The sequence below is a fragment of the Actinosynnema sp. NPDC004786 genome (assembly GCF_053601135.1).
The window spans coordinates 284,879-306,579 of sequence record NZ_JBSGBG010000002.1 but is presented as its reverse complement, the minus strand read 5'-3'; the positions used below and the strand labels follow the sequence as shown (position 1 = coordinate 306,579).

Annotated in this window: 14 protein-coding genes; 5 read left to right on the top strand and 9 right to left on the bottom strand. The window is 72.2% G+C overall.

Annotated features, from left to right (window positions below; genetic code table 11):
- Window positions 1-57: 57 nt before the first annotated feature.
- On the top strand, window positions 58-822 hold the full coding sequence (locus tag ACWEFJ_RS03375; RefSeq protein WP_449712792.1) for a class I SAM-dependent methyltransferase: 765 nt from the start codon (window positions 58-60) through the stop codon (window positions 820-822).
- A gap of 84 nt (window positions 823-906) precedes the next feature.
- Here ACWEFJ_RS03375 and ACWEFJ_RS03370 read toward each other — a convergent pair whose 3' ends face one another.
- Complete coding sequence (locus ACWEFJ_RS03370) at window positions 907-2,070, bottom strand: citrate/2-methylcitrate synthase (RefSeq protein ID WP_449712791.1); 1,164 nt, start codon at window positions 2,068-2,070, stop codon at window positions 907-909.
- A 73-nt stretch (window positions 2,071-2,143) separates the two neighbouring features.
- On the opposite strand from ACWEFJ_RS03370, the gene ACWEFJ_RS03365 reads away from it, so the two are divergent.
- Window positions 2,144-3,349 (top strand): citrate/2-methylcitrate synthase, encoded by a 1,206-nt coding sequence (locus tag ACWEFJ_RS03365; RefSeq protein ID WP_449712790.1) that lies wholly within the window; start codon window positions 2,144-2,146, stop codon window positions 3,347-3,349.
- A 91-nt stretch (window positions 3,350-3,440) separates the two neighbouring features.
- Here ACWEFJ_RS03365 and ACWEFJ_RS03360 read toward each other — a convergent pair whose 3' ends face one another.
- Window positions 3,441-4,418 carry a PASTA domain-containing protein gene (locus ACWEFJ_RS03360; RefSeq protein WP_449712789.1) on the bottom strand — a complete coding sequence of 326 codons (978 nt, stop codon included), beginning with the start codon at window positions 4,416-4,418 and terminating at the stop codon, window positions 3,441-3,443.
- A 900-nt stretch (window positions 4,419-5,318) separates the two neighbouring features.
- Here ACWEFJ_RS03360 and ACWEFJ_RS03355 point away from each other — a divergent pair.
- Window positions 5,319-8,054, top strand: a complete 2,736-nt coding sequence (locus ACWEFJ_RS03355; RefSeq protein WP_449712788.1) for a beta-L-arabinofuranosidase domain-containing protein — start codon at window positions 5,319-5,321, stop codon at window positions 8,052-8,054.
- Between the two features lie 71 nt (window positions 8,055-8,125).
- On the opposite strand, the gene ACWEFJ_RS03350 is transcribed toward ACWEFJ_RS03355, so the two are convergent.
- The 7 genes from ACWEFJ_RS03350 to ACWEFJ_RS03320 all read right to left on the bottom strand — a co-directional run bounded on the left by ACWEFJ_RS03350 (window position 8,126) and on the right by ACWEFJ_RS03320 (window position 18,433).
- Window positions 8,126-9,412 carry a cellulose binding domain-containing protein gene (locus ACWEFJ_RS03350; RefSeq protein ID WP_449712787.1) on the bottom strand — a complete coding sequence of 429 codons (1,287 nt, stop codon included), beginning with the start codon at window positions 9,410-9,412 and terminating at the stop codon, window positions 8,126-8,128.
- Window positions 9,413-9,504: 92 nt separating this feature from the next.
- On the bottom strand, window positions 9,505-10,866 hold the full coding sequence (locus tag ACWEFJ_RS03345; RefSeq protein WP_378094400.1) for an endo-1,4-beta-xylanase: 1,362 nt from the start codon (window positions 10,864-10,866) through the stop codon (window positions 9,505-9,507).
- Between the two features lie 400 nt (window positions 10,867-11,266).
- Window positions 11,267-13,378: a family 43 glycosylhydrolase gene (locus ACWEFJ_RS03340; protein ID WP_449712786.1), complete on the bottom strand. Its 2,112-nt coding sequence runs from the start codon at window positions 13,376-13,378 to the stop codon at window positions 11,267-11,269.
- Window positions 13,379-13,509: 131 nt separating this feature from the next.
- The gene (locus ACWEFJ_RS03335; RefSeq protein WP_378094429.1) at window positions 13,510-14,898 is read right to left on the bottom strand and encodes an endo-1,4-beta-xylanase; all 1,389 of its coding nucleotides are present in this window, start codon (window positions 14,896-14,898) and stop codon (window positions 13,510-13,512) included.
- A gap of 489 nt (window positions 14,899-15,387) precedes the next feature.
- Window positions 15,388-16,239 carry a carbohydrate ABC transporter permease gene (locus ACWEFJ_RS03330; protein ID WP_449712785.1) on the bottom strand — a complete coding sequence of 284 codons (852 nt, stop codon included), beginning with the start codon at window positions 16,237-16,239 and terminating at the stop codon, window positions 15,388-15,390.
- Window positions 16,236-17,090, bottom strand: coding sequence for a carbohydrate ABC transporter permease (locus ACWEFJ_RS03325; protein WP_449712784.1), 855 nt, complete (start codon window positions 17,088-17,090; stop codon window positions 16,236-16,238). Before ACWEFJ_RS03325 ends, ACWEFJ_RS03330 begins: the two co-directional genes overlap by 4 nt.
- Window positions 17,087-18,433 (bottom strand): ABC transporter substrate-binding protein, encoded by a 1,347-nt coding sequence (locus tag ACWEFJ_RS03320; RefSeq protein ID WP_449712783.1) that lies wholly within the window; start codon window positions 18,431-18,433, stop codon window positions 17,087-17,089. The genes ACWEFJ_RS03325 and ACWEFJ_RS03320 overlap by 4 nt, the downstream gene beginning before the upstream one ends.
- Window positions 18,434-18,538: 105 nt before the next feature.
- On the opposite strand from ACWEFJ_RS03320, the gene ACWEFJ_RS03315 reads away from it, so the two are divergent.
- Together ACWEFJ_RS03315 and ACWEFJ_RS03310 are read left to right on the top strand one after the other, a co-directional pair.
- Window positions 18,539-19,645 (top strand): LacI family DNA-binding transcriptional regulator, encoded by a 1,107-nt coding sequence (locus tag ACWEFJ_RS03315; RefSeq protein WP_449712782.1) that lies wholly within the window; start codon window positions 18,539-18,541, stop codon window positions 19,643-19,645.
- A gap of 659 nt (window positions 19,646-20,304) precedes the next feature.
- Window positions 20,305-21,687, top strand: coding sequence for a glycoside hydrolase family 43 protein (locus tag ACWEFJ_RS03310; RefSeq protein WP_449712781.1), 1,383 nt, complete (start codon window positions 20,305-20,307; stop codon window positions 21,685-21,687).
- Window positions 21,688-21,701 lie beyond the last annotated feature (14 nt).

Genomic DNA, 21,701 nt, shown 5'->3' with positions numbered 1-21,701 from the left:
GCGGGGTGGGGGTAATGCGGTGGCCGCCCGGCGCGGTGGCGTGTGACCATCCCGATCATGGACGACGGTTTCGACGCACTGGTGGCGGAGGCGGACGCGGTCGACGTCACCGGGTGGGACTTCTCCTGGCTCGACGGCCGGGCCACCGAGGAGCGCCCGCCGTGGGGGTACCAGCGGCTGATGGGGGAGCGGATCGGCCGGGCGGTCATGAGCCTGGACGTCCAGACGGGCGGCGGCGAAGTCCTCGCGGGGGTGCCGCAACGCGCGGCCAAGGCGATGGTCGCCACCGAGTCCTGGCCGCCGAACCTGGCCCGTGCCCAGGAGAACCTGCGGGCCAAGGGCGTGGTCGTGGTCGCCGACCCGGACGAGCCGCCGCTGCCGTTCGCCGACGGCACGTTCGACCTGGTCACGAGCCGCCACCCGGTCGCCGTCCACTGGGACGAGATCGCCCGCGTGCTCGCGCCGGGCGGCACCTACCTCTCCCAGCAGGTCGGCCCGGACAGCGGCCACGAGGTCTACGACTTCTTCCTCGGCCCCCGGCCGACGGGTCGCAGCGACCGCGACCCGGACCTCGCCCGGGCGAGGGCGGAGGCGGCCGGCCTGGAGGTGGTGGACCTGCGGACCGCCGAGCTGAGGATGGAGTTCTTCGACGTCGGGGCGATGGTCTACTTCCTGCGCAAGGTGATCTGGTTCGTCCCGGACTTCACCGCCGCGAAGTACCGGGACCGACTGCGGTCGCTGCACGAGCGGATCCGGGACGAGGGCCCGTTCGTCGCCCACTCCCGCCGCTTCCTCGTCGAGGCCCGCAAACCGGCCCGCTAGGAGCCCTCCACCCGCCGGCCGCGCACCACGACGGCGCGGCCGGGCGGCGTGTGCCCTCGCCGCCCGCCCTCGGGAAGTGCGCGGTCACGCCCCGGTCGGCACCGTGGTCGGGAGCGGTCGCGGAGCGGGTGGGCCCACGTAGCGGGCCGCCGGGCGGATGACCTTGCCGCCGGCCGCCTGCTCCAGCACGTTGGCGGCCCACCCGATGACCCGGCCCACGGCGAACGTCGGCGTGAACATCGACCTGGGGATGCCGCACTGCGCCATCACGACGCCCGCGTAGAACTCGACGTTGGCGTAGAGCGCGCGTCCCGGCTTCAGCTCGGCCAGGACCTCGACCACGCGCCGCTCGACGGTCGTCGCGAACTCGGCCAGGTCCGGGTCGAACCCGCGCCGGCCGAGGTCGAGCGCGATGTCGCGCAGCATCCGCGCCCGCGGGTCCTCGGTGCGGTAGACGGCGTGCCCGAACCCCATGACGCGGTCGCCGGACCGCACCTTCTCCCGCACCCAGGCGTCGACGCGGTCGGGCGAGCCGATCTCGTCCAGGCCGTCCAGCGCGCGGTCCGGCGCGCCGCCGTGCAGCGGTCCGACGAACGCGCCCATGGCCGCCGCGACCGCGGAGACCACGTCGGACCCGGTGGACGCGACGACGCGGGCGGTGAACGTCGAGGCGTTGAACCCGTGGTCCACAGTGGACACCAGGTAGCTCTGCACGGCGGCGGCCCGCGCCTCGTCGGGCACCTCGCCGGTGAGCAGGTACAGCCAGTTCGCCGCCGCGGACAGGTCGGCCCGCGGCTCCAGCGGCTCCAGGCCGGCGCGCAGCCGGTGCAGCGCGGCCAGCACGGTCGGCGTGACGGCGGCGACCAGCAGGGCGTCGGCCCGGCGGCGCTCGGGCGCGGCGTCCCAGACCGGCGGCAGGCCGCGGGCCGCGGCGAGCACCGACAGGGCGGTGCGCAGGCCCGCGATCGGGGCGAACCGGTCGCCCGCGCGGGCGACGGCGGGCAGCACCTCGCGCACCTCGTCGGGCAGGTGCCGCAGGGCGGCGACGTCCTCGGCGAAGCGGGCGCGTTCGGCCGGGTCGGGCAGCCGGCCTTCGAGGAACAGGAACCAGACGTCCTCCAGCGCCCGGGTCCGGGCCAGCTCGATCGCCGGGTAGCCGCGGTAGTGGTAGAAGCCCTCGTCGCCGCGCACGTCACCCAGTTCGGTGGTGGTGACCACGACATCGCGCAGGCCAGCCGGTGCGTCCATGAACAACCTCCTCGTCGACCTGGGCTCACTGTCGATTCGTGAATCAACTATTGTCAACGTTGATGCAGTCAACATGGACGAGGAGTCGCAGGTCGTGGTGACCGGGAGTGACGAGCGTTACCTGACCACCGCCGAGGTGGCGCGACGGCTCGGCGTGAAGACCGAGACCGTCTACGCCTACGCCAGCCGGGGCATGCTGCGCAGCGTGCGGCTGCCGGGGCGGCGGGGGAGCTTCTTCGCGCAGGCCGAGGTCGAGGCGTTCGTGGCCCGCGGCCGGGAGGAACGCCCTCCCTCCGGGGCGGTCGAGCGGATCCGCACCGAGCTGACCCTGCTCGACGGCGACGAACTGCACTACCGGGGCCACCGCGTCACCGACCTCGCGTCGTCGTACGGGTTCGAGTCGGTGGCCGAGTTGCTGTGGACCGGCGACCTGCGCGACGGCGAACCGTTCCCCGTCGATCCGGCGGCGGTCGGCACGGTCGGCGCGGCGCTGGCCGCGCTGCCGGACGCGGCGCGGACGACGGACCGGTTCAAGGTCGCCGCGGCCGTGCTCGGGGCGACCGACCCGCTGCGGTTCGACCTGTCGCCGGCCGCCGTGGTCCGGGTCGGCAGGCGGCTCATCGGCGTGTTCGCCGACGCCCTGCCCGGCGACCCGGGCGACGGCGACTCCCTCGCCCACCGCCTGGCGGGCAAGCTCGGCGACCGGCCCGTCGACCCGGGGCTGCTCGACCTGGCGCTCGTGCTGCTCGCCGACCACGACCTCGCGGTGTCCACGGTCGCGGTGCGGGTGGCGGCCAGCGCCCGCGCCCACCCGTACGCCGCAGTGTCGGCCGGCCTCGGCGCGGTGGACGGCCAGTACCACGGCGTCGCGAGCACGCTGGCGTACCGGTTCCTGCGCGACGCGGCGGAGGACCCGTTCGGCGCGCTGGCGGAACGGCAGCGCACCGGTGGCGTCCCCGGCTTCGGCCACCGCGTCTACCGCACCAGGGACCCGCGGGCGGACGCGTTGCTCACCGCCCTGCGCCGCCACGCCGCCGCCCGCGACGTCATGGCGGTCGTGGACGCGGTGACGCCCGGCGCGGGCACGTTCCCGAACGTCGACCTGGCCCTGGCGGCGCTGATGCACGCGTTCGGCCTGCGCCCGGACGCCGGTGAGGCGATCTTCGCGCTGGCGCGCTGCGCGGGCTGGCTCGCGCACGCGATCGAGGAGTACCGCGAACCCGGCCTGCGCTTCCGCCCGATCGGCGTCTACACCGGCGTGCGCCCCGAACCCGCGTGAGTCCTACGTTCAGAACCACCGTGTCCTACGTTCAGGTACCCCGAATTCAACGTTCAGGACACCCCGGTCGTCGGACGCGGCGCACGTCCGGTCAGCGTTCCCAGGTCGTGTAGGAGACGTGCAGGTCCCGCCCGTTCGGTCCCTCACTGGCGCCGGTGATCCCCACGGCGGACAGCCGGTCCTCGTCCGTGCGCACGCAGATCACCGTGCCGACGGGCAGGGTGTCGAGCGGGATCTGGTCGGTCGTGGGCGACGCCCCGGCGCACGTGGCGTAGGCGCGCGCGGCCGTGCCGACCTCGTCCGCGCCGCCGGAGGACATCGGTTGCAGGTGGAACGCGCCCGTGTTCGCGTCCTGCCCGAAGTACAGGTCGCCGCCGTTGGCGGGGCTGTACGCCCCGGTGTCCAGGTCGACCCAGTTGTAGCGGCCGATCACCAGGTCCCGCTCGACGTGCGTGGCGTGCGACTCGGGCAGCGCGTCGGACACCTCGGGGTCGGGTTGCCGCGTGCTCGACGGCCCGGGATCGGGCTCCCGGGTGGGCAGGGTCGGCGCGACGGTCGGCCGCTGACCGCCGACGGTCGGGGGCGGCGGCACGAGGTGGGTGGGCTGCGGTGGCGCGGTCGTCGGCCGGGACGGGTCGCCGGTCGCCGGCCCGGCGAGGTAGAGCACCACGCCGTCGCCCTTCGCGAGCTTCGTCCCGGCGGGCGGGTCGGTGCGCACCACGGAACCGGGGGCCAGCGCCGAGGGCTCGGTGAGGGTCTGCCGGACGACGAGGTCGTCCTCCTTCAGCCGGAGTTCCGCGCCGACCTGCGACATGCCGGTCAGGTTCGGCACGGACACCTTCGCGTCGTGGATGACGAACCACCACAGCGCCGCTCCCGCCAACGCCACGACCAGCCCCGCCACGCCGACGCCGGCGACGCCGATGCCGTCCGCGGTGCCCTCGACCTTCAGCTCCGGCCGGCAGCGCCGCCACCACCGGCCACGGCGCTGCCGCCGGTCGTCCCGGGGCTCGTCGGTCCCCGGTCCGGCCTCGCTGTCACCGACTCCCACGTTCGTCCGCTCGGCCATGACGTCCCCTCCGCCCGCTGCCCTCGCCACTAACGTCGGCGTCGGGGCGCGGTGAGTACGCCGGTTGCCGCGGAACCACTCGATCGATGTAGCGACGCCTCTCGCGCACGGCGGCCCGGCGGTGGTCACCACGTCGATGTTTGCGTTCACATACGTGGTCCGGTCGCGGGGCCGGTCGCTGGGTCAGCGCGAGGGTGATCGTGCCGTTTTGGCGCAGTACCAACCAATTCGACGCTCGTTCGACGGTCGATCCGGCGGTTGGCGGCTAAAGTGAACGCGAACATTTTAGCCTCCGCGCTCCGTTGACGGCCCGCTCCGGCGATGGCTACTGTGCTGACATCCGGGCCGCCGGGCCCGAGTCGGTCACGCATCCGCCGGCACGACCGCTCGTCAACGACGACGATGGGACTCCGATGCGACGAACACACCAACCGGCCGCCGCGCCGAGGCCAACCGGGTCGCCACCGCAGTAGCTCCACACCGCGCGCCCCGCCCCGAACCCACCTCCCCGAACCCGCGGGTCGAACCCGGCGGGCCACACCGGGTCGGACCCACCGACCAGGGATTCACCGGGCCGGATCGGCCGGGCCGGCCACACCGGGCCGGACCCACCGGGCCGAGTCGGCCGGGCTCGATCGGCCGGGCCAGACCCATCGGGCCGGACCCATCGGGCCGGATCGGCCGGGCCGGATCGGCCGGGCCGGACCCACCTCGCGCGACCACCCGCACCCCGCGTCCCCACGCCTCCTCCACCACCGACGGGCCGATCCCGCCGGTCACGCCGCCGTGCGCGCCACGCGATCGACGCGACCGCGAACCCGCGGCGGGATCACCACCCCGCTTCGCCGTGCGTGGCGGCAGGCACGACTGCCGGCCGCCACCCGACCCACAGGAGAGCTGATGCCGTCACCCTTGAGCCGCCGCACGTTGCTGCAAGCCGTGGGCGTCGCGGCCGTCGCGACGACCGTGCCCGGCGTGACCACGGGCTCCGCCGCCGCGGCGAGCGTCCCGCCGGTCCGCGGCGACCTCGGTGTGTCCGCGCAGCCGTTCGACCTGGGCGAGGTGCGCCTGAGCCCCGGCCGCTGGATGGAGAACCAGAGCCGGACGCTGTCGTACCTGAAGTTCGTCGACGTCGACCGGCTGCTCTACAACTTCCGCGCCAACCACCGGCTGTCCACCAACGGCGCGGCGGCGCTCGGCGGCTGGGAAGCGCCGAACTTCCCGTTCCGCACGCACAGCCAGGGCCACTTCCTCAGCGCGTGGGCGCAGGCGTGGGCGGTGCTCGGCGACACCACGTGCCGGGACCGCGCGAACTACATGGTGGCGGAGCTGGCCAAGTGCCAGGCGAACAACGCCGCGGCCGGGTTCAACACCGGGTACCTGTCCGGGTTCCCGGAGTCCGACTTCGACGCGATGGAGGCCGGCTCGCCGAAGTCGGTGTCCTACTACGCGCTGCACAAGACCCTGGCGGGCCTGCTGGACGTGTGGCGGCACATCGGCAACACCCAGGCCCGCGACGTGCTGCTGCGGTTCGCGGGCTGGGTGGACTGGCGCACCGGCCGGCTGTCCTACAGCCAGATGCAGCGCGTGCTGGGCACCGAGTTCGGCGGCATGAACGCCGTGCTGACCGACCTGTACCAGCAGACCGGCGACGCCCGGTGGCTCACCGCCGCGCAGCGGTTCGACCACGCCGCCGTGTTCGACCCGCTGGCCGCGAACCAGGACCGGCTCAACGGCCTGCACGCCAACACCCAGGTGCCGAAGTGGATCGGCGCGGCCCGCGAGTACAAGGCCACGGGCACGACCCGCTACCGCGACATCGCGTCGAACGCGTGGAACATCACCGTGGGCGCGCACACCTACGTCATCGGCGGCAACAGCCAGGCCGAGCACTTCCGCGCCCCCAACGCCATCGCCGCCTACCTCAACACCGACACGGCCGAGGCGTGCAACACCTACAACATGCTCAAGCTGACCCGCGAGCTGTGGCTGCTCGACCCGAACCGGGTCGCCTACTTCGACTTCTACGAGCGCGCCCTGCTCAACCACCTGCTCGGGCAGCAGAACCCGGCCGACCCGCACGGCCACATCTGCTACTTCACCGGCCTCAACCCCGGCCACCGGCGCGGCAACACCGGACCGGCCTGGGGCGGCGGCAACTGGAGCACCGACTACACCACGTTCTGGTGCTGCCAGGGCACGGCGCTGGAGGTCAACACGTCCCTGGCCAACTCGATCTACTTCCAGAGCGGCACCACGCTCACCGTGAACCTCTACACGCCCTCGGTGCTGACCTGGGCGCAGCGGGGGATCACCGTCACGCAGACCACGACCTACCCGGCCTCCGACACCACCACGCTGACCGTGACCGGCAACGTGAGCGGGTCGTGGACCATGCGCCTGCGCATCCCGTCCTGGACCAGCGGCGCGACCGTCAGCGTCAACGGCACGGCGCAGGACCTCGCCACGACCCCCGGCACCTACGCCTCGCTCACCAGGTCGTGGACGTCCGGCGACGTGGTCACCGTCCGCCTGCCGATGCGCGTGGTGATGCAGCCCGCCAACGACAACGCCGCCGTCGCCGCGATCACCTACGGGCCGGTCGTGCTGTCCGGCAACTACGGCAACACCGCCCTGAGCCGGCTGCCGTCCCTCGACCCGACCTCGATCACCCGCACCGGCACCTCGACGCTGGCGTTCACCGCCCGCGCCGACGGCGCGACGGTCAACCTGGGCCCGTTCTACGACGCCCACGGCTACAACTACACGGTCTACTGGAGCACCGGCGGCGGCGGTGGCACGTCGGACGCCGGCTACCGGCTGTTCAACGCGGCCAGCGGCCTGGTCCTGGGCGTGCAGAACATGTCCACCGCCGACGGCGGCCTCGCCGTGCAGTGGAACGACACCGGGACGGCCGACCACAACTGGCAGCTCGTCGCCGACGGCAGCGCGGTGCGGCTGCGCAACCTCAACAGCGGCAAGGTGCTCGGCGTGGAGAACATGTCCACCGCGGACAACGCCAGGGTCCTCCAGTGGGGCGACACCGGCACGGCCGACCACCGGTGGACCGTCCTGGACAACGGCGACGGCACCCACAAGATCCGCAACGCCAACAGCGGCAAGCTGCTCGGCATCCTCAACGGCGCCACCTCGGCGGGCGCCCAGGCCGTGCAGGACCCGGACAACGGCAGCGCCGACAACCGCTGGCGCTTCGTGCCCTCCGGGGCCCGCCGGATCCAGAACCTGGCCAGCGGCCTGGTGCTGGGCGTGCAGGACATGTCCACCGCCGACGGCGGCCTCGTCGTCCAGTGGGACGACAACGGCACCGCCGACCACCTGTGGACGGCCGTCCTCGACCCCGACGGGTGGTTCCGGCTGCGCAACTCCAACAGCGGCAAGGTCCTCGGCGTCGAGAACGCGGCCAACGCCAACGGCGCGCGGATCCTGCAGTGGGCGGACAACGGCACCAACGACCACCGCTGGCGGCTGCGCTACGGCGCGAACGGCTACTTCCGCATCCAGTGCGGCAACGGCGGGCGCGTGCTCGGCGTCAACGGCGCCTCCACCGCCCGGGGTGCCCAGATCGTCCTCTGGGACGACAACGGCACCAACGACCACCTGTGGCGCTTCATCTGACCGCGGTGGTCGTGACCGCCCCGCCCGGGTTCCCGGGCGGGGCGGTCCTCACCCCCGGTCGGCCGGCGTCGTCAGAAGTTCTTCCTGGCCACGGTCCACGGGGCCTTGGCGGCCAGCCCCGACGGGCTCAGGATGTAGGCGCGGGCCGCCTGGTTGCCGTTGAGCACCATGTCGAGGAACTGCACCACCGTCGTCATGCCGTCCACCATCTGGTTGCCGGTGATGAAGCCGACGTGACCGGCCTCCGGCTGCCTGGCCAGCACGGCGGGCACCGTGGCCAGGTCGTAGGTGGCCTGGTTGTTGGCGTAGGCGACGTCGGACGGGCCGCCGTCGAGGAACAACGCGGGCGAGTGCAGCTTGCCGACCTCGGAGCGGGGGTAGCCGAACGAGCCGTCGGCGAAGAAGCCGCTGTTCAGCGAGACCACGCCGGACACCCGCCGGTCCTGGGCGGCGACGAGCGCCTCCAGACCGCCGCACGAGTGGCCCGCGGTGGCCACCTTGGTCAGGTCCAGCCGCGCGCGCAGCGGCGACCCGGAGCGGTTCTGCTCGCGCTCGGCCCACGTGATCGCGTCGGTCAGCAGGGAGGGGATGGGCGAGCCGCTGGGCACGCCGTTCGGCGAACCGTCCACCGAGCCGGTGTCCACCACGACGAAGCCCTTGGACGCGACGAACGTCAGCGCCCGCGTGACCTCGCTGTTGTTCGTGTGCGCGCACGCGCCGTTGCCGAAGGCCAGCACGGGCAGCGGCCGGTCGACCGCCTGCGGGTTGCTCGGGCGGAACACGGTGAACCGGTTGTCGCCGTAGGCGGCTTCCCTGGTGACGGCGAAGTTGTTCTCGATCGCCGGGCGGCTCGGCTGGGTCGTCGTGGTCGTGGTCGTGTCGGTCGTGGTGGTGGTCGTCGTTGTCGTGGTGGTCGTTGTCGTGGTGGTCGTGGTGGAGCCGGTGCACACCGTGCCGTTGAGGGTGAACACCGAGGGCGGCGTGGAGCGCGCGCTGGAGGAGGCGTTGAACCCGAACGACGCCGTCGCGCCGGTGGCGATGGTCCCGTTCCACGCGGCGTTGACCGCGGTGACCTGCGTGCCCGACTGGGTGTGCGACCCGTTCCACGACTGCGTGATCCGCTCGTCGCCGGCGAACGACCACGACAGCCGCCAGCCGTTCACGGGGTCGCCGAGGTTCGTCACGACCGCGGTGGCGGTGAACCCGCCGGGCCACTGCGAGCCGATCGCGTAGTCGACCCGGCAACCGGCGGCGGCCGCCGCGGACTGCGAGCCGACCACGGCGGCGGTGGTCGCGACGAGCGCCACGGCGGCCACGGCCGCGGCCGACCGGGCCGCGCGGGACTGGTTGTTGCGCATGCAAGTCGCTCCTTCACTGGAGAACCCCACGCGCCCGCGGGCGCGTGGGGGAGTGGGAGGACCCGGCCCGACGGCCGGGTCCTCCCACCGGCTCAGCCGACGCGGCAGGAGAGGCTCGGCCAGCTCCAGTTGCCGTTGTGCTGGATGGTGAAGCCGAACACGTTGCCGTTGCCGTTCGGCCGCGCGGTCATCACGTTGCCGCTGGAGTCCCAGGTCGGGCTGGTGTTCCAGGTGGCGATGATCTTCTGCGGCGAGCTGACGGTGACCGTCACGATCCAGTTGTTCGTGCCCGAGACGGTGACCTGGCCGTTGAAGCGGTCACTCCACTTCTGGCCCTCGGAGTACGTCGCGGTGCAGCCGGCCGGGTTCGTCGGCGACGTGGTGGTCGGCTCGCCCGAGGTCGGCGTGGTCGGCGTGGTCGGGACCGACGTGCCGGCGGCGTTCAGGGCGTTCAGCACCGAGGTGTAGGCGGCCTTCTTGTTGCCCGAGCCGTCGAACAGCAGCGGGGTGCCCGAGGCGCGCCACGAGTCGCTGTCGCGGATGCCCCACACGGTGATGCCGGTGCAGCGGGTCACGGCGAGGCACGCCTGGACGACGCCCTGGTACTGCTGGGCCTGCGAGCTGCCCGAGCCCTCGATGTCCAGCTCGGTGATCTGGACGTCGACGCCGAGGTTGGCGAAGTTCTGCAGCGTGGTGTGGTAGTTGGAGGGGACGGGGTTGCCGCTGTTGAAGTGGGCCTGGAAGCCGACGCAGTCGATCGGCACGCCGCGGGACTTGAAGTCCTGGACCATGCGGTAGACGCCCTGGGTCTTGGCGTGCGACCAGTTGTCGGTGTTGTAGTCGTTGTAGCAGAGCTTGGCGTTCGGGTCGGCGGCGCGGGCGGCGCGGAACGCGGCCTCGATCCAGTCGTTGCCGGTGCGCTGCAGGTTGGAGTCGCGGCGACCGCCGCTGCTGCCGTCGGCGAAGGCCTCGTTGACGACGTCCCAGGCGTAGATCTTGCCGCGGTAGTAGGTGGCGACCTGGGTGACGTGGTTCAGCATGGCCTGGCGCAGGGAGGAGCCCTCCATGCGCTGCATCCAGCTCGGCTGCTGGGAGTGCCAGGCCAGGGCGTGGCCGCGGACGCGCTTGCCCTGGTTGCGGGCGTGGTTGACGATCCGGTCGGCGTTGCCGTAGCTGAACTGGCCCTGGTTGGGCTCGGTCGCGTCCATCTTCATCTCGTTCTCGGCCGTGACCATGTCGAACTCACGGTTGAGAATGTTGACGTAGGTGGAGTCGCCCAGCTTGTTGGCGGCGACGGCGGTGCCGAAGTAGCGGCCGCTCTGCTGCGCCGCCGCGGCGAGCGTGGAGGCGGCACCGCTGGCGGGCGACGCCACGAGGACCGCGGCGCCCGCGGCTGCGGCCACCAGTGTCGACACGAGTGCGACTCGTGAGACTGACTTCGCTGTCAGCGTCATGTTCGGCGCTTTCTGGGGAGCACCCGCGAACGCGCGGGTGGGACGGGTGGGTTCGGGCGGCCGACGGCTCGCCCGGTGCGGGTGGCCGACGATTCCCGTGGCCACCCGCCGCTCGGTCCGAAACGTTAAGCAGTATTAACCGAAACAGTTTGGGCAATCAAGGCCCCACTGAACCCACCAGCGTCCCGTTCTCCGGGCATGAACCTCCTGGGTGGTCGGTCAAGGCGGATCTTGGTCTGCGACGAAATCCGCTGGTTGACGGCTGGTTAAGCGGTTCGGTTCCTGATCGTTTCCGTTACGCTGTGCAGTGCCTCGGCGACGGAAAATTTCGAGAAGATTCGAAACAAATTTCGCAAATTTCGGCTGCCCAGGTGCTCCTGGACGGTGGATTCCATGCCGGTCAGGGGGTGGTCAGGTCGAACTGCCGCACGGTCACCGCGCCGCCCAGGGCCTGGGTGGCGAAGTTGAAGACGCCGAAGCGGTAGCCCATGAAGAACTGCCAGGTGTTGTTCAACGTGAACGTCGGGCCGAGCGAGGTGAAGTTCACGCCGTCCGTGCTGTAGGAGAACCGGGCGACGCGACCGGACCCGGGCCGGATGTCGGCGTTGGCCCGCAGCCAGATCCGGCCGCCGCTCACCGCGGCGCTCGCCGCCTCCGTGCCGGTGCTGGTGGTGCGCCAGCTGCCGTCCATGGCCAGGCCCGTGGTCATGACCACGCGGGTCTGGCCGTTGTCGCGCCGGACGCCGATCCAGGCCGACGACTGGCGCAGCATCGCCAGACCGGTCCGGTCGCCGTCGCGCATGGCGCTGTAGTCCAGCTCGACGGTGGCCGTGGACGTCGGCCCCTGGATGCGGTGGGTCAGGGTGTTGCGGGCGGCGTACAGGTCGTTGGTGACCGTCGCGGTCCGCAGGGTCAGGCCGTTGTTCACCGTGTACCGGGACGTGTCGGGGTCGTGGTTCCACTCCCACTGCGGGCCGAGCGCGGTGCCCGCGAACGTGTCCGTGCCGGTGAGGGGCTTGACCGGCCGGGTGGGCAGCGGCGAGGGGTAGTTCACGCCCCACCGGCCGTTGACCGTCTGGAGCGTCGGCCACCCGTCCGCGGTCCACGTGATCGGCGCGAGCGCCGGCACGCGGCCGCCGGGGTAGGCGTCCACGAACGACATGTAGTACCAGGCCCCGGTCTGCGTCTGCACCAGGCCGCCCTGGTGCGGCACGCCGCCGCCGGAGATCGGGCCGGGCAGGTCGAGCAGCACCTGCCGCACGGTGTAGGGGCCGAAGGGCCCGTTGTCCGACTTCAGCACGTACTGGCCGTTGGCGGGCCTGGTCAGCCAGATGTAGTAGCTGCCGTTGCGCTTGTAGAACCGGGCGCCTTCCAGGGTGCCGATGTTCGACGGCGTCTGGAACACCTGCTGCGCGCGGACCTGGCTGCGCCCGTCGGCGGACAGCTGCGCGACGCTGATGGTCGAGTTGCCGTACGCGACGTACATCGTGTCGTTGTCGTCGATGAGCATGCCCGCGTCGTAGTAGCAGTTGTCGATCTGGGCGTGCCGGCTCCACGGGCCCTCGACGCTGGTCGCGGTGTAGATGTAGGTGTCGTTGAAGTCGATGCACCCGGCCCAGTAGTACGTGCGGTTGCTCGGCCGGTACTGCAACGTCGACGCCCAGATCCCGTTGACGTACGCCCGCTGCCCGTTGGTCAGGTCGTACTTGGTCCCGAAGTCCAGGGACGGCACCGAGTGCCCGGCGAACTCCCAGTTGACCAGGTCGTAGGAGCGCAGGATCGGCGCGCCGGGCGAGTAGTGCATCGTGGACGCGGTCATGTAGAAGGCGTCCCCGACGCGGATGACCTCGACGTCGGCGAAGTCCTGCCACACCACCGGGTTGGTGTACTGGCCGCCCGGCTGCTGCGGGGTCGTGGTCGTGGTGGTGGGCTCGCCACTGCCGCCGACGCGCACGAGCTGCCACTGCTGGTTCGCGCCGCCCCAGTCCGAGTACTGGACGACGTTGGCGCCGTCCGCCGTGGAGGCGTTCTGCACCTCGACGGCCTTGTTGCTGTTGCGGTTGATCAGCCGCACGTACCCGCCGTCCGAGTCGGCCAGCCGGAACTGCTGGTTCGTGCCGTTGCCGTCGGCCCACTGGACGATCGACGCGCCGTCGGCGGTGGAGAAGTTGTAGACGTCGAGCACCTTGCCGGAGTGGCGCGACTTCAGCCGGTAGTAGCCACCGCCGGAGTCCACGAACTGCCACTGCTGGTTGTTGCCGTCGTTGCGCGCCCACTGCGTGATGCGCCCGCCGTCGGCGGTCGAGAGGTTGTAGACGTCGAGCGCCTTGCCGCTGTTGCGGTTCACCAGCACGTACCACGCGTTGGTGTCCACAGTGGCCGCGGAACCCGTCGCCGCGCCGAAGACGACCACCACGCCGCCGAGCACGACCGCGGCCAGCACCGCGGCCATCCGCGACAACCGGCCGCGACGGCGCGCGGACCGCCGCGGGAGTTCATCCGGGACGGACATGACTGCTCCTCACCCGCCGCGTCGGGGCGGCGTCACAAGGGTGGAGCCCCCGCACGCCGTGCGGGGGCTCCGGATCGGTCAACAAGGGGGGAGCGGCGGGGTTGGCCCGCCGTGCGGGGCAGGGCGTCGGGTCAGCCGACCCGGACGAGCTGCCACTGCTGGTTCGCGCCGTTCCAGTCGGAGTACTGGACGACGTTGGCGCCGTCCGCGGTGGAGGCGCCCTGCACCTCGACGGCCTTGTTGCTGTTGCGGTTGATCAGCCGGTAGTAGCCGCCGGACTCCACCGCGCGGAACTGCTGGTTCGTGCCGTTGCCGTCGGCCCACTGGACGATGGAGCCGCCGTCGGCGGTGGAGAAGTTGTAGACGTCGAGCACCTTGCCCGACAGCCGCGACTTCACCCGGTAGTAGCCGCCGCCCGAGTCGACGAACTGCCACTGCTGGTTGTTGCCGTTGTTGCGGCTCCACTGCGTGATGCGCGCGCCGTCGGCGGTGGAGAGGTTGTAGACGTCGAGCGCCTTGCCGCTGTTGCGGTTCACCAGCACGTACCACGCGGTCGTGTCGATCCCGGTCGGCGGCTGGGTGGTGCCGCCGTTGAGGGCGTTGAGCACGGAGGTGTACGCGGGCTTCTTGTTGCCCGAGGCGTCGAACAGCAGCGGGTTCTGACCGGTGCGCCACGAGTCGCTGTCGCGGATGCCCCAGACCGTGATGCCGGTGCAGCGCGCGACCGCCAGGCACGCCCGCGTCACGTCGGCGTACGCGTTGGCCTGGTTGGAGCCGGAGATGTCCAGCTCGGTGATCTGCACGTCCACGCCGAGGTCGGCGAAGCGCTGCAGGTTGGCCTGGTAGTCCGACGGCGCGGAGTTGGTCAGGTGGGACTGGAAGCCGACGCAGTCGATCGGCACGCCCCGCGCCTTGAAGTCGCGCACCATGTTGTAGATGCCGGTCGACTTCGCGTTGATGCCGTCGGTGTTGTAGTCGTTGTAGCACAGCTTCGCGCCCGGGTCGGCCGCGCGGGCCGTGCGGAACGCGACCTCGATCCAGTCGTTGCCGGTGCGCTGCAGGTTCGAGTCACGCCGCCCGCCGCTGCCGCCGTCGGCGAACGCCTCGTTCACCACGTCCCAGGAGTGGATCTTGCCGCGGTAGTAGGTCGCGACCCGGGTGATGTGGTTGACCATGGCCTGCCGCAGCGCCGAGCCCTCCATGCGCTGCATCCAGCCCGGCTGCTGGGAGTGCCAGGCCAGGGTGTGGCCGCGCACCTTCATGCCCCGGCTGATGGCGTGGTTGACGATCCGGTCGGCGTTGGTGAACGTGAACTGGCCCTGGTTGGGCTCCGTCGCGTCCATCTTCATCTCGTTCTCGGGGGTGACGCTGTTGAACTCGCGGTTCAGGATCGTCGTGTACGTGCTGTCGCCGAGCCTGCCCGCCGCGACGGCGGCGCCGAAGTACCGGCCCTTCTCGGCCGCCGCGGCCCCCAGCGTCGTGCCCGCCTGGGCCTGCCCGGTGAACGCGACCGCCATCATCGTGGCGACGAGTCCCGTGACGAGCAGCAACGCCGTTGTTCTCGGCCGCCGCGCGGGCGTCGGCCGATTGACCGCTCGTGTCGATTGAGTCATCACATGTCCTCACGGATCAGAACACCGCGGGCACGGTCGCCGCGCGGTGGCAGGGTGCCGCCGGTGCGCGCACCGGCCGTCCGACCTCGAGTCCCAATGCGGGTGTTAACGCTAACAATTATGCGCTTGATCCTCCCCGCGGAAAAGGGAATGGCATTGGGTCGCAGTGGTCGTCACTGCGGGGCGCGCGTCGTACGACTCAGACTGTGGTCGATCGCACAGGCGTGGTCAAGGTGTTACGAAAATATTTCGTGCAGGTGAGCCCCGGTGTGGGTCCGGGAACCGCCGTTCGTCCGCTTTCCTGGAAAGATCGACGGGCCCTCGCGGCGGCGTGGTCAGTTCGAACGCCGTTCGACAGCGAATTCGGTCGAGTCGCTAACGTTAGCGCAAACATTTTTAGCAATGCGGAGCCCTCTGGCCGCGGTCGCGGAAGTCGAGGTTCCGGATCACGTCGGCGGCCGCCCGGCGGTGCGACAGCAGGAGCACCAGGAGCAGCGGGGCGACCAGCAGCAGCGACCCGGCGCACAGCAGGGGCACGTCCGTGCCCCAACGCCCCTGGAACGCGCCGAGGGCGCCGGCCGCCGTGCGCCGGGCCGGGTCGTCGACCAGGACGATGGCGAGCAGGAAGTGGTTCCACGTCCAGACGAGCAGCAGCACGGCCAGCGCCGACACCGCCGGGCGGGCCAGGGGCAGGTGCACCCGCCGGAACACCGCCCACGGCCCCGCGCCGTCCAGCCGGGCGCTCTCGGACAGCTCCGGCGGCACGCCCGCGAAGTGCGCCCGCGACCACAGCACCGCGACCGGCAGGTGCACCGCGACCAGCGCCGCCACCAGCCCGAACCGGGTGTCCAGCAGCCCCAGGTCGCGCACCTGGTGGTACAGCGGTGTGACGACGGCCTCCAGCGGCAGCACCAGGCCCACCGCGAACAGGCCGAACACCAGGCGGTGGCCGGCGAACCGCAGGCGCCCGAGCGCGTAGCCCGCGGGCACGGCCAGGACCAGCGTCAACGGCACCGCGGCCAGCGCGACCAACCCGCTCGACGCCAGCAGCGCGGGCACCCGCCCGGCCCGGAACGCCGTCGTGAAGTTCGACCAGTGCGGCTCGTCCGGCCAGGTCAGGCCCGGCGGGTAGGTCCCCGGCGGGTGCAACGCGGTCACGAAGAGGTCGGCGAACGGCGCCAGCGTCACCACCACCAGCAGCGCCGGCGCCAGCCGGCCCGCGACCCGCTCCGCGCGGCCCGCCCTCACCGCGACCACCGCAGCACCGGCGCCACCACCGCGAGCACCAGCGCCGCGAGCACCACGGCCAACGCCGACGCGAGCCCCACCTCCCGCTGGGCGAACGCGAGCTGGTACACCTCCAGGCCCGGCACCGACGTGGCGTCGCCCGGCCCGCCCTGCGTGGTCACGTAGACGACGTCGAAGCTCGCCAGCGCCGCGATCGCCGTCACGGTCACGCACACGCCCAGCTCACGCCGCACACCGGGCAGCGTCACGGCGCGCAACGCCTGCCAGAAGCCCGCGCCGTCCAGCCGCGCGGCCTCGTGCAGCGCGGGGTCGATGCGGTCCAGGCCCGCGAGCAGCAGCGTCGTGCACAGGCCCAGCAGCACCCACGCCCCGATCACCCCCACCGCCGCCAACGCCGTCGCCGAGTCGCCCAGCCACGCCCGCGTCAGCCCGCCCAGGCCCACCGCGTCCAGCAGCCGGTTCACCGCGCCCGTGGACGACAGCAGGAGGCTCCACGCGATGCCCGCCGCCACCAGCGGCACGGCCTGGGGCAGGAGCAGCACCGCGCGCACCGGCCCGCCCGCCCTCGTGCGCCGGAGCACCGCCGCGGCCAGCAGGCCGAGGGGCACGGGGATCCCGGTGAAGAACACGATCAGCAGGAGCGCGTGGCCGAGCGCCCCGCACAGGTCGGGGTCGGTGAGCACCCGGCGGTAGTTGTCCCAGCCCACCCAGGTGGACGGGCCGACGCCGTCCCACCGGTACAGCGAGTACCGGACCGTCGAGGCCAGCGGCCGGAGCACGAACACCGCGTACACCGCGAGCGCGGGCAGCACGAACAGCCAGCCGGCCGACCGGGACGCCGCCGACCTCACCCGTCGACCTGGTCGGCGTAGTCGGCCTGCACGCGGGCCAGCAGCTCCTCCGGCCCCAGCTCGCCCGCGGCCAGCTCCTGCAACCGCGGCGTCCAGCTCTCGGCCAGGATCGCGCCGGTGGCGTTGGCGATGAAGTCCATGCCCGTGCCGTCCGCGACGAGCCGGGAGGCGGCGGCGAGCGTGGCGGCCGTGACCGAGCCCGGCTCGACCGGGGGCAGTGGCGCGTCGGCCGGGCCGAGGGGGAGCGACCCGCCCACCCGCACGGTGGTCTCGCGCGCCACCGGGTCGGTGACCGCCCAGTTCAGGAAGTACGCGGCGCAGTCGGGGTGCGCCGCGTCCGCCGGCACGCCGAACGTCGGCGGGCCGGACATGGCCGACCGGGGGTCGCCCGCCCGCACCGGGGGCACGAGGAAGAACCCGACCCGGCCGGGCATCCGCCGGTCGAGCGCCGCCGACTCCCAGTCGCCGTCCAGCATGAACAACGCCCGCCCCGAGGTGAACCGGTCGATCATCCGCGCGTAGTCGGTGGCGTTGAGGTCGGCGTCGAAGTACCCGGCGCGCAGCCACCGCTGGAGGTGCCGCGCGGCCTCGGTGTTCGCCGGCGTGTCGATCCGCGCCCCCGGGACCTGGAAGATCCAGTCGTCGATGGCCGACGGCGAGCCGTAGGCGGCCATGAGGCCCTGCAAGGGGAACGCGAGCCCGGCCGTCGCGCCCGCGTTGAAGCTCGCCAGCGGCGTGATGCCCGCGTCCTTGGCCCGCGCCAGGGCGTCGTCGAACTCGGCCAGCGTCGCCGGCTCCCGGAACCCGATCCGCGCGGCCAGGTCCTTGTTGTAGAACACGCCGGTCACGCTGGTGGAGAACCCCATCGCGTAGAGCGGACCCGCGCCGCGCGGCCGCCCGCCCGGGGCGACCCGCATCGGCCGCAGCTGCGCCGCGGGCCAGTCGTCCCAGCCGAACCACGCCGCGTAGCCGTCGAGGTCGCGCAGCAGCCCGTCGCCGACCAGGTCGGACACCTGCGGCAGCCGCACCAGGTCCGGCGGGTTGTCCGCGAGCAGGCGCGGCGCGTTGCGGGTCAGCACCGCGTACTGCTCCTCGCGCACGTCCCAGGTCACGTTCGGGTGCTGCCGGGTGAACTCGTCGGCGAGGGCCTTCGCCAGCGGGAAACCGGTCTCGAAGCGGGCCCGCAGCACCACCGGCCCGGCGCCGCAACCGGGGTCGGACACCGGCGTCGCCGACGTCCCGGCGGGGTCCGGGCGGTCGCCGCCGGGCGCCGCGCACCCCGCCAGGAGCGCCGCGGCCACCGCGGCGACGGCGATCGCCCGCGGGCCGGATCGTCGGGGCAAAGTGTTCTCCTCGCTTGAGCTAAATCGTGTTAGCCTCCCGGAGTTTCGAGACGGCACGACGCGGTGTCAAGGACCGCGAGTGTCCCTTGAGGACGGAGGACCGCCGTGGGGCGACGACGCGTCACGCTGGCCGACGTGGCCGCGGCGACCGGTGTCTCGACCACCACCGTGTCGCTCGTGCTGGCCGGTCGCGGCCGCGACTTGCGCATCTCCGAAGAGGTGGAGCAGCGGGTGCGCTCGACCGCGCAGGAACTGGGCTACCGGCGCAACACCCTGTCGGTCGGCCTGCGCACGGGGCGCACCCAGACGATCGGGTTCGTGTCCGACACCGTGGCGTCCTCGCTGCTGGCCGGGAACATGATCAAGGGCGCGCTGGAGGCCGCCCACCGGCGGGGGTGCATGCTGTTCTTCGGCGAGACCGGCGGCGACCCGGACGTCGAGCGCGCCCTGATCGAGGCGATGCACGACCACCGGGTCGACGGCATCATCTTCGCCGCCATGTACACCCGGAAGGTGGCCGTGCCCGAGGGCTTGGACCACGGGCCTGCCGTCCTGCTCAACGCCCTGCCGACGACGTACTCCCCGGTGCCCGCCGTGCTGCCGGACGAGGTGGAGGCGGGGCGGGCCGCCGCCCGCGTGCTCGTGGAGGCCGGTCACCGCGACGGAGTCCACGTGGTCGGCGCGGGTCCCGGGCTCGAGGACGTCCCGCCGAACAGCATCGCCGCCCGCGAGCGGCTGATCGGCATGCGCCAGGTGTTCGGCGCGGCCGGCGTCCGGGTGGTGAGCGCCCACCAGTGCCCGAAGTGGATGCCGGAGGACGGCTACGACACCACCCGGGGACTCCTGCGCCGCCACCGCCCGAAGGCGCTGGTGTGCCTGAACGACCGGCTCGCGTTCGGCGCCTACCAGGCGCTCGCCGACGCCGGGCTGTCCGTTCCGGACGACGTCTCCGTGGTGTCGTTCGACGACCACCCCATCGCCTCCTGGGTGCGGCCGCGCCTCACCACCGTCGCCCTCCCGCACGAGCAGCTCGGCGCGAAGGCGGTGGAGGTGCTCTTCTCCGCGCCCGAGCGGCGCAGGCGCGGCAAGGGCGCGCTCGTGGTGCACCGCGTCCCCATGTCCGTGCGGGTCGGCGAGTCGGTCAGGTCGCTGGTCGAGCCGGCGGGGCGGACCGGCCGACCGGGTTCTGTTCACGTTCACAAGGGCAGTTGATCCGGCGCTGCCGTTCAATGGGCTGAACGGAGCAATTTCCGGCAAAATTCCGTCTAGCTGGGCAAATCGGATCAAGGTGACCTGGCATTCGCGTGGTCCGGACGTGATCGAGCTAAAGTGAGCGCTCACAACTTTAGCTTTGACCGGGCTGTCGGGGCGCGGTTACATTGGCGTGACGATCAAGGCCGCTCCGCGCCGGACGCGACCCCGTCCCGCCGCCGGGCGTCGTCGTGCAGGCCGTCGATGATGACGTGGGGAAGTCCGATGCGACGCAGTCCGCTGTCACCCCGGGAAGGCTCGGCGAAGCCCGGCCGTGCGCGCGGACCGGCCGCGTCCGGGTCGGGTTCGCCGTCGGCTCCACCGCGGCGGGTCCCGCGTCGCGTCCGACCGGCGGGTGCGGCCCGGCCGGGCTCCCGGTCGTCGGCCCCACCGCGGATGGCCCGCCGCCAGGCGGCTGTGGACCGACTCGTCGGTCCGTCGCCGAACGTGCGACCGCTCGCGGACCGCGAGCGCACCGGTCCGGACCGCCCGTCGTCACGTCCCGGCCGACCGGAGTTCCCGACCCCTCGGCCGGGCTGAGCGGCACGCCCGCCGCCGGGGTGCGCCGCCGACCCGACCGCCGCGACCGGCTTCCCGACGTCCCTCCCGGAGGTTCCGCGATGAGATCGACGCTGTTGTCCCCGGTGATCCCCCGGCGCGCCCTCGCCGTGCTCGCCACCGTCCTCTGCGCGCTGGCCCTCGCGCCCGTGACGGCCCGGGCGGACAACCCGATCGTGCAGCACATCTACACCGCCGACCCGGCCCCGCTGGTCCACAACGGACGCGTGTACCTCTACACCGGACACGACGAGGACGGCTCGACCTGGTTCACCATGAAGGAGTGGCGGGTCTGGTCCTCCGACGACATGGTGAACTGGACCGACCACGGCTCGCCGATGAACCTGTCCACGTTCGCCTGGGCCAAGCAGGACGCGTGGGCGGGCCAGGCGATCGCGCGCAACGGCAAGTTCTACTGGTACGTGCCGGTGGTCAACCGGTCCACGGGCCGCATGGCGATCGGCGTCGGCGTGGCCGACAGCCCCACCGGCCCGTTCCGCGACGCGATCGGCCGCCCGCTGGTGGAGAACGGCGAGATCGACCCGACCGTCTTCATCGACGACAACGGCCAGGCGTACCTGTACTGGGGCAACCCGAACCTGTGGTACGTCCGGCTCAACGCCGACATGGTGTCGTTCAGCGGCAGCCCCACCCAGATCCCGCTCACCACGGCGGGCTTCGGCGCCCGCACCGGCGACGCGGCCCGGCCCACCCTCTACGAGGAGGGCCCGTGGGTGTACAAGCGCAACGGCCTGTACTACAACGTCTTCGCGGCGAAGTGCTGCTCGGAGTTCATCGCCTACTCGACCGCGCCGAGCCCGACCGGCCCGTGGACCTACCGCGGCACGGTGATGCCGACGCAGGGCAGCGCCTTCACCAACCACGCGGGCATCGTCGACTTCAAGGGCAGCTCCTACTTCTTCTACCACAACGGCGCCCTGCCGGGCGGCGGCGGCTTCACCCGCTCCGTCGCGGTGGAGCGGTTCAGCTACAACGCCGACGGCACCATCCCGACCATCACCATGACGTCGGGCGGCGCGCCGCAGGCGGGCACGCTGAACCCGTACGTCCGTCAGGAGGCCGAAACCATCGCGTGGGGTTCGGGGATCGAGACCGAACCTTCGTCCGAAGGCGGCATGAACGTCGGGTGGATCGAGAACGGCGACTACATCAAGGTCAAGGGCGTCGCGTTCGGCGGGGGAGCGCGCTCGTTCAACGCCCGCGTCGCGTCCGCCGGCGCCGGCGGCACGATCGAGGTGCGGCTGGACGGTCCGAACGGCACGGTGGTGGGCCGCTGCGGGGTTTCCGGTACCGGCGGGTGGCAGAACTGGGCCACGGTGTCCTGCCCGATCAGCGGTGCGACCGGCACCCGCGACCTCTACCTGCGGTTCGCCGGCGGCAGCGGCTACCTGTTCAACGTGAACTGGTGGCAGTTCAGCGCTTAGCGGGCACGGCGCGA

Coding starts and splice junctions, on each gene's coding strand:
- ACWEFJ_RS03375 (WP_449712792.1), top strand. CDS start 58: ATGGACGACGGTTTCGACGCACTGGTGGCGGAGGCGGACGCGGTCGAC.
- ACWEFJ_RS03370 (WP_449712791.1), bottom strand. CDS start 2,070: ATGGACGCACCGGCTGGCCTGCGCGATGTCGTGGTCACCACCACCGAA.
- ACWEFJ_RS03365 (WP_449712790.1), top strand. CDS start 2,144: ATGGACGAGGAGTCGCAGGTCGTGGTGACCGGGAGTGACGAGCGTTAC.
- ACWEFJ_RS03360 (WP_449712789.1), bottom strand. CDS start 4,418: ATGGCCGAGCGGACGAACGTGGGAGTCGGTGACAGCGAGGCCGGACCG.
- ACWEFJ_RS03355 (WP_449712788.1), top strand. CDS start 5,319: ATGCCGTCACCCTTGAGCCGCCGCACGTTGCTGCAAGCCGTGGGCGTC.
- ACWEFJ_RS03350 (WP_449712787.1), bottom strand. CDS start 9,412: ATGCGCAACAACCAGTCCCGCGCGGCCCGGTCGGCCGCGGCCGTGGCC.
- ACWEFJ_RS03345 (WP_378094400.1), bottom strand. CDS start 10,866: ATGACGCTGACAGCGAAGTCAGTCTCACGAGTCGCACTCGTGTCGACA.
- ACWEFJ_RS03340 (WP_449712786.1), bottom strand. CDS start 13,378: ATGTCCGTCCCGGATGAACTCCCGCGGCGGTCCGCGCGCCGTCGCGGC.
- ACWEFJ_RS03335 (WP_378094429.1), bottom strand. CDS start 14,898: ATGATGGCGGTCGCGTTCACCGGGCAGGCCCAGGCGGGCACGACGCTG.
- ACWEFJ_RS03310 (WP_449712781.1), top strand. CDS start 20,305: ATGAGATCGACGCTGTTGTCCCCGGTGATCCCCCGGCGCGCCCTCGCC.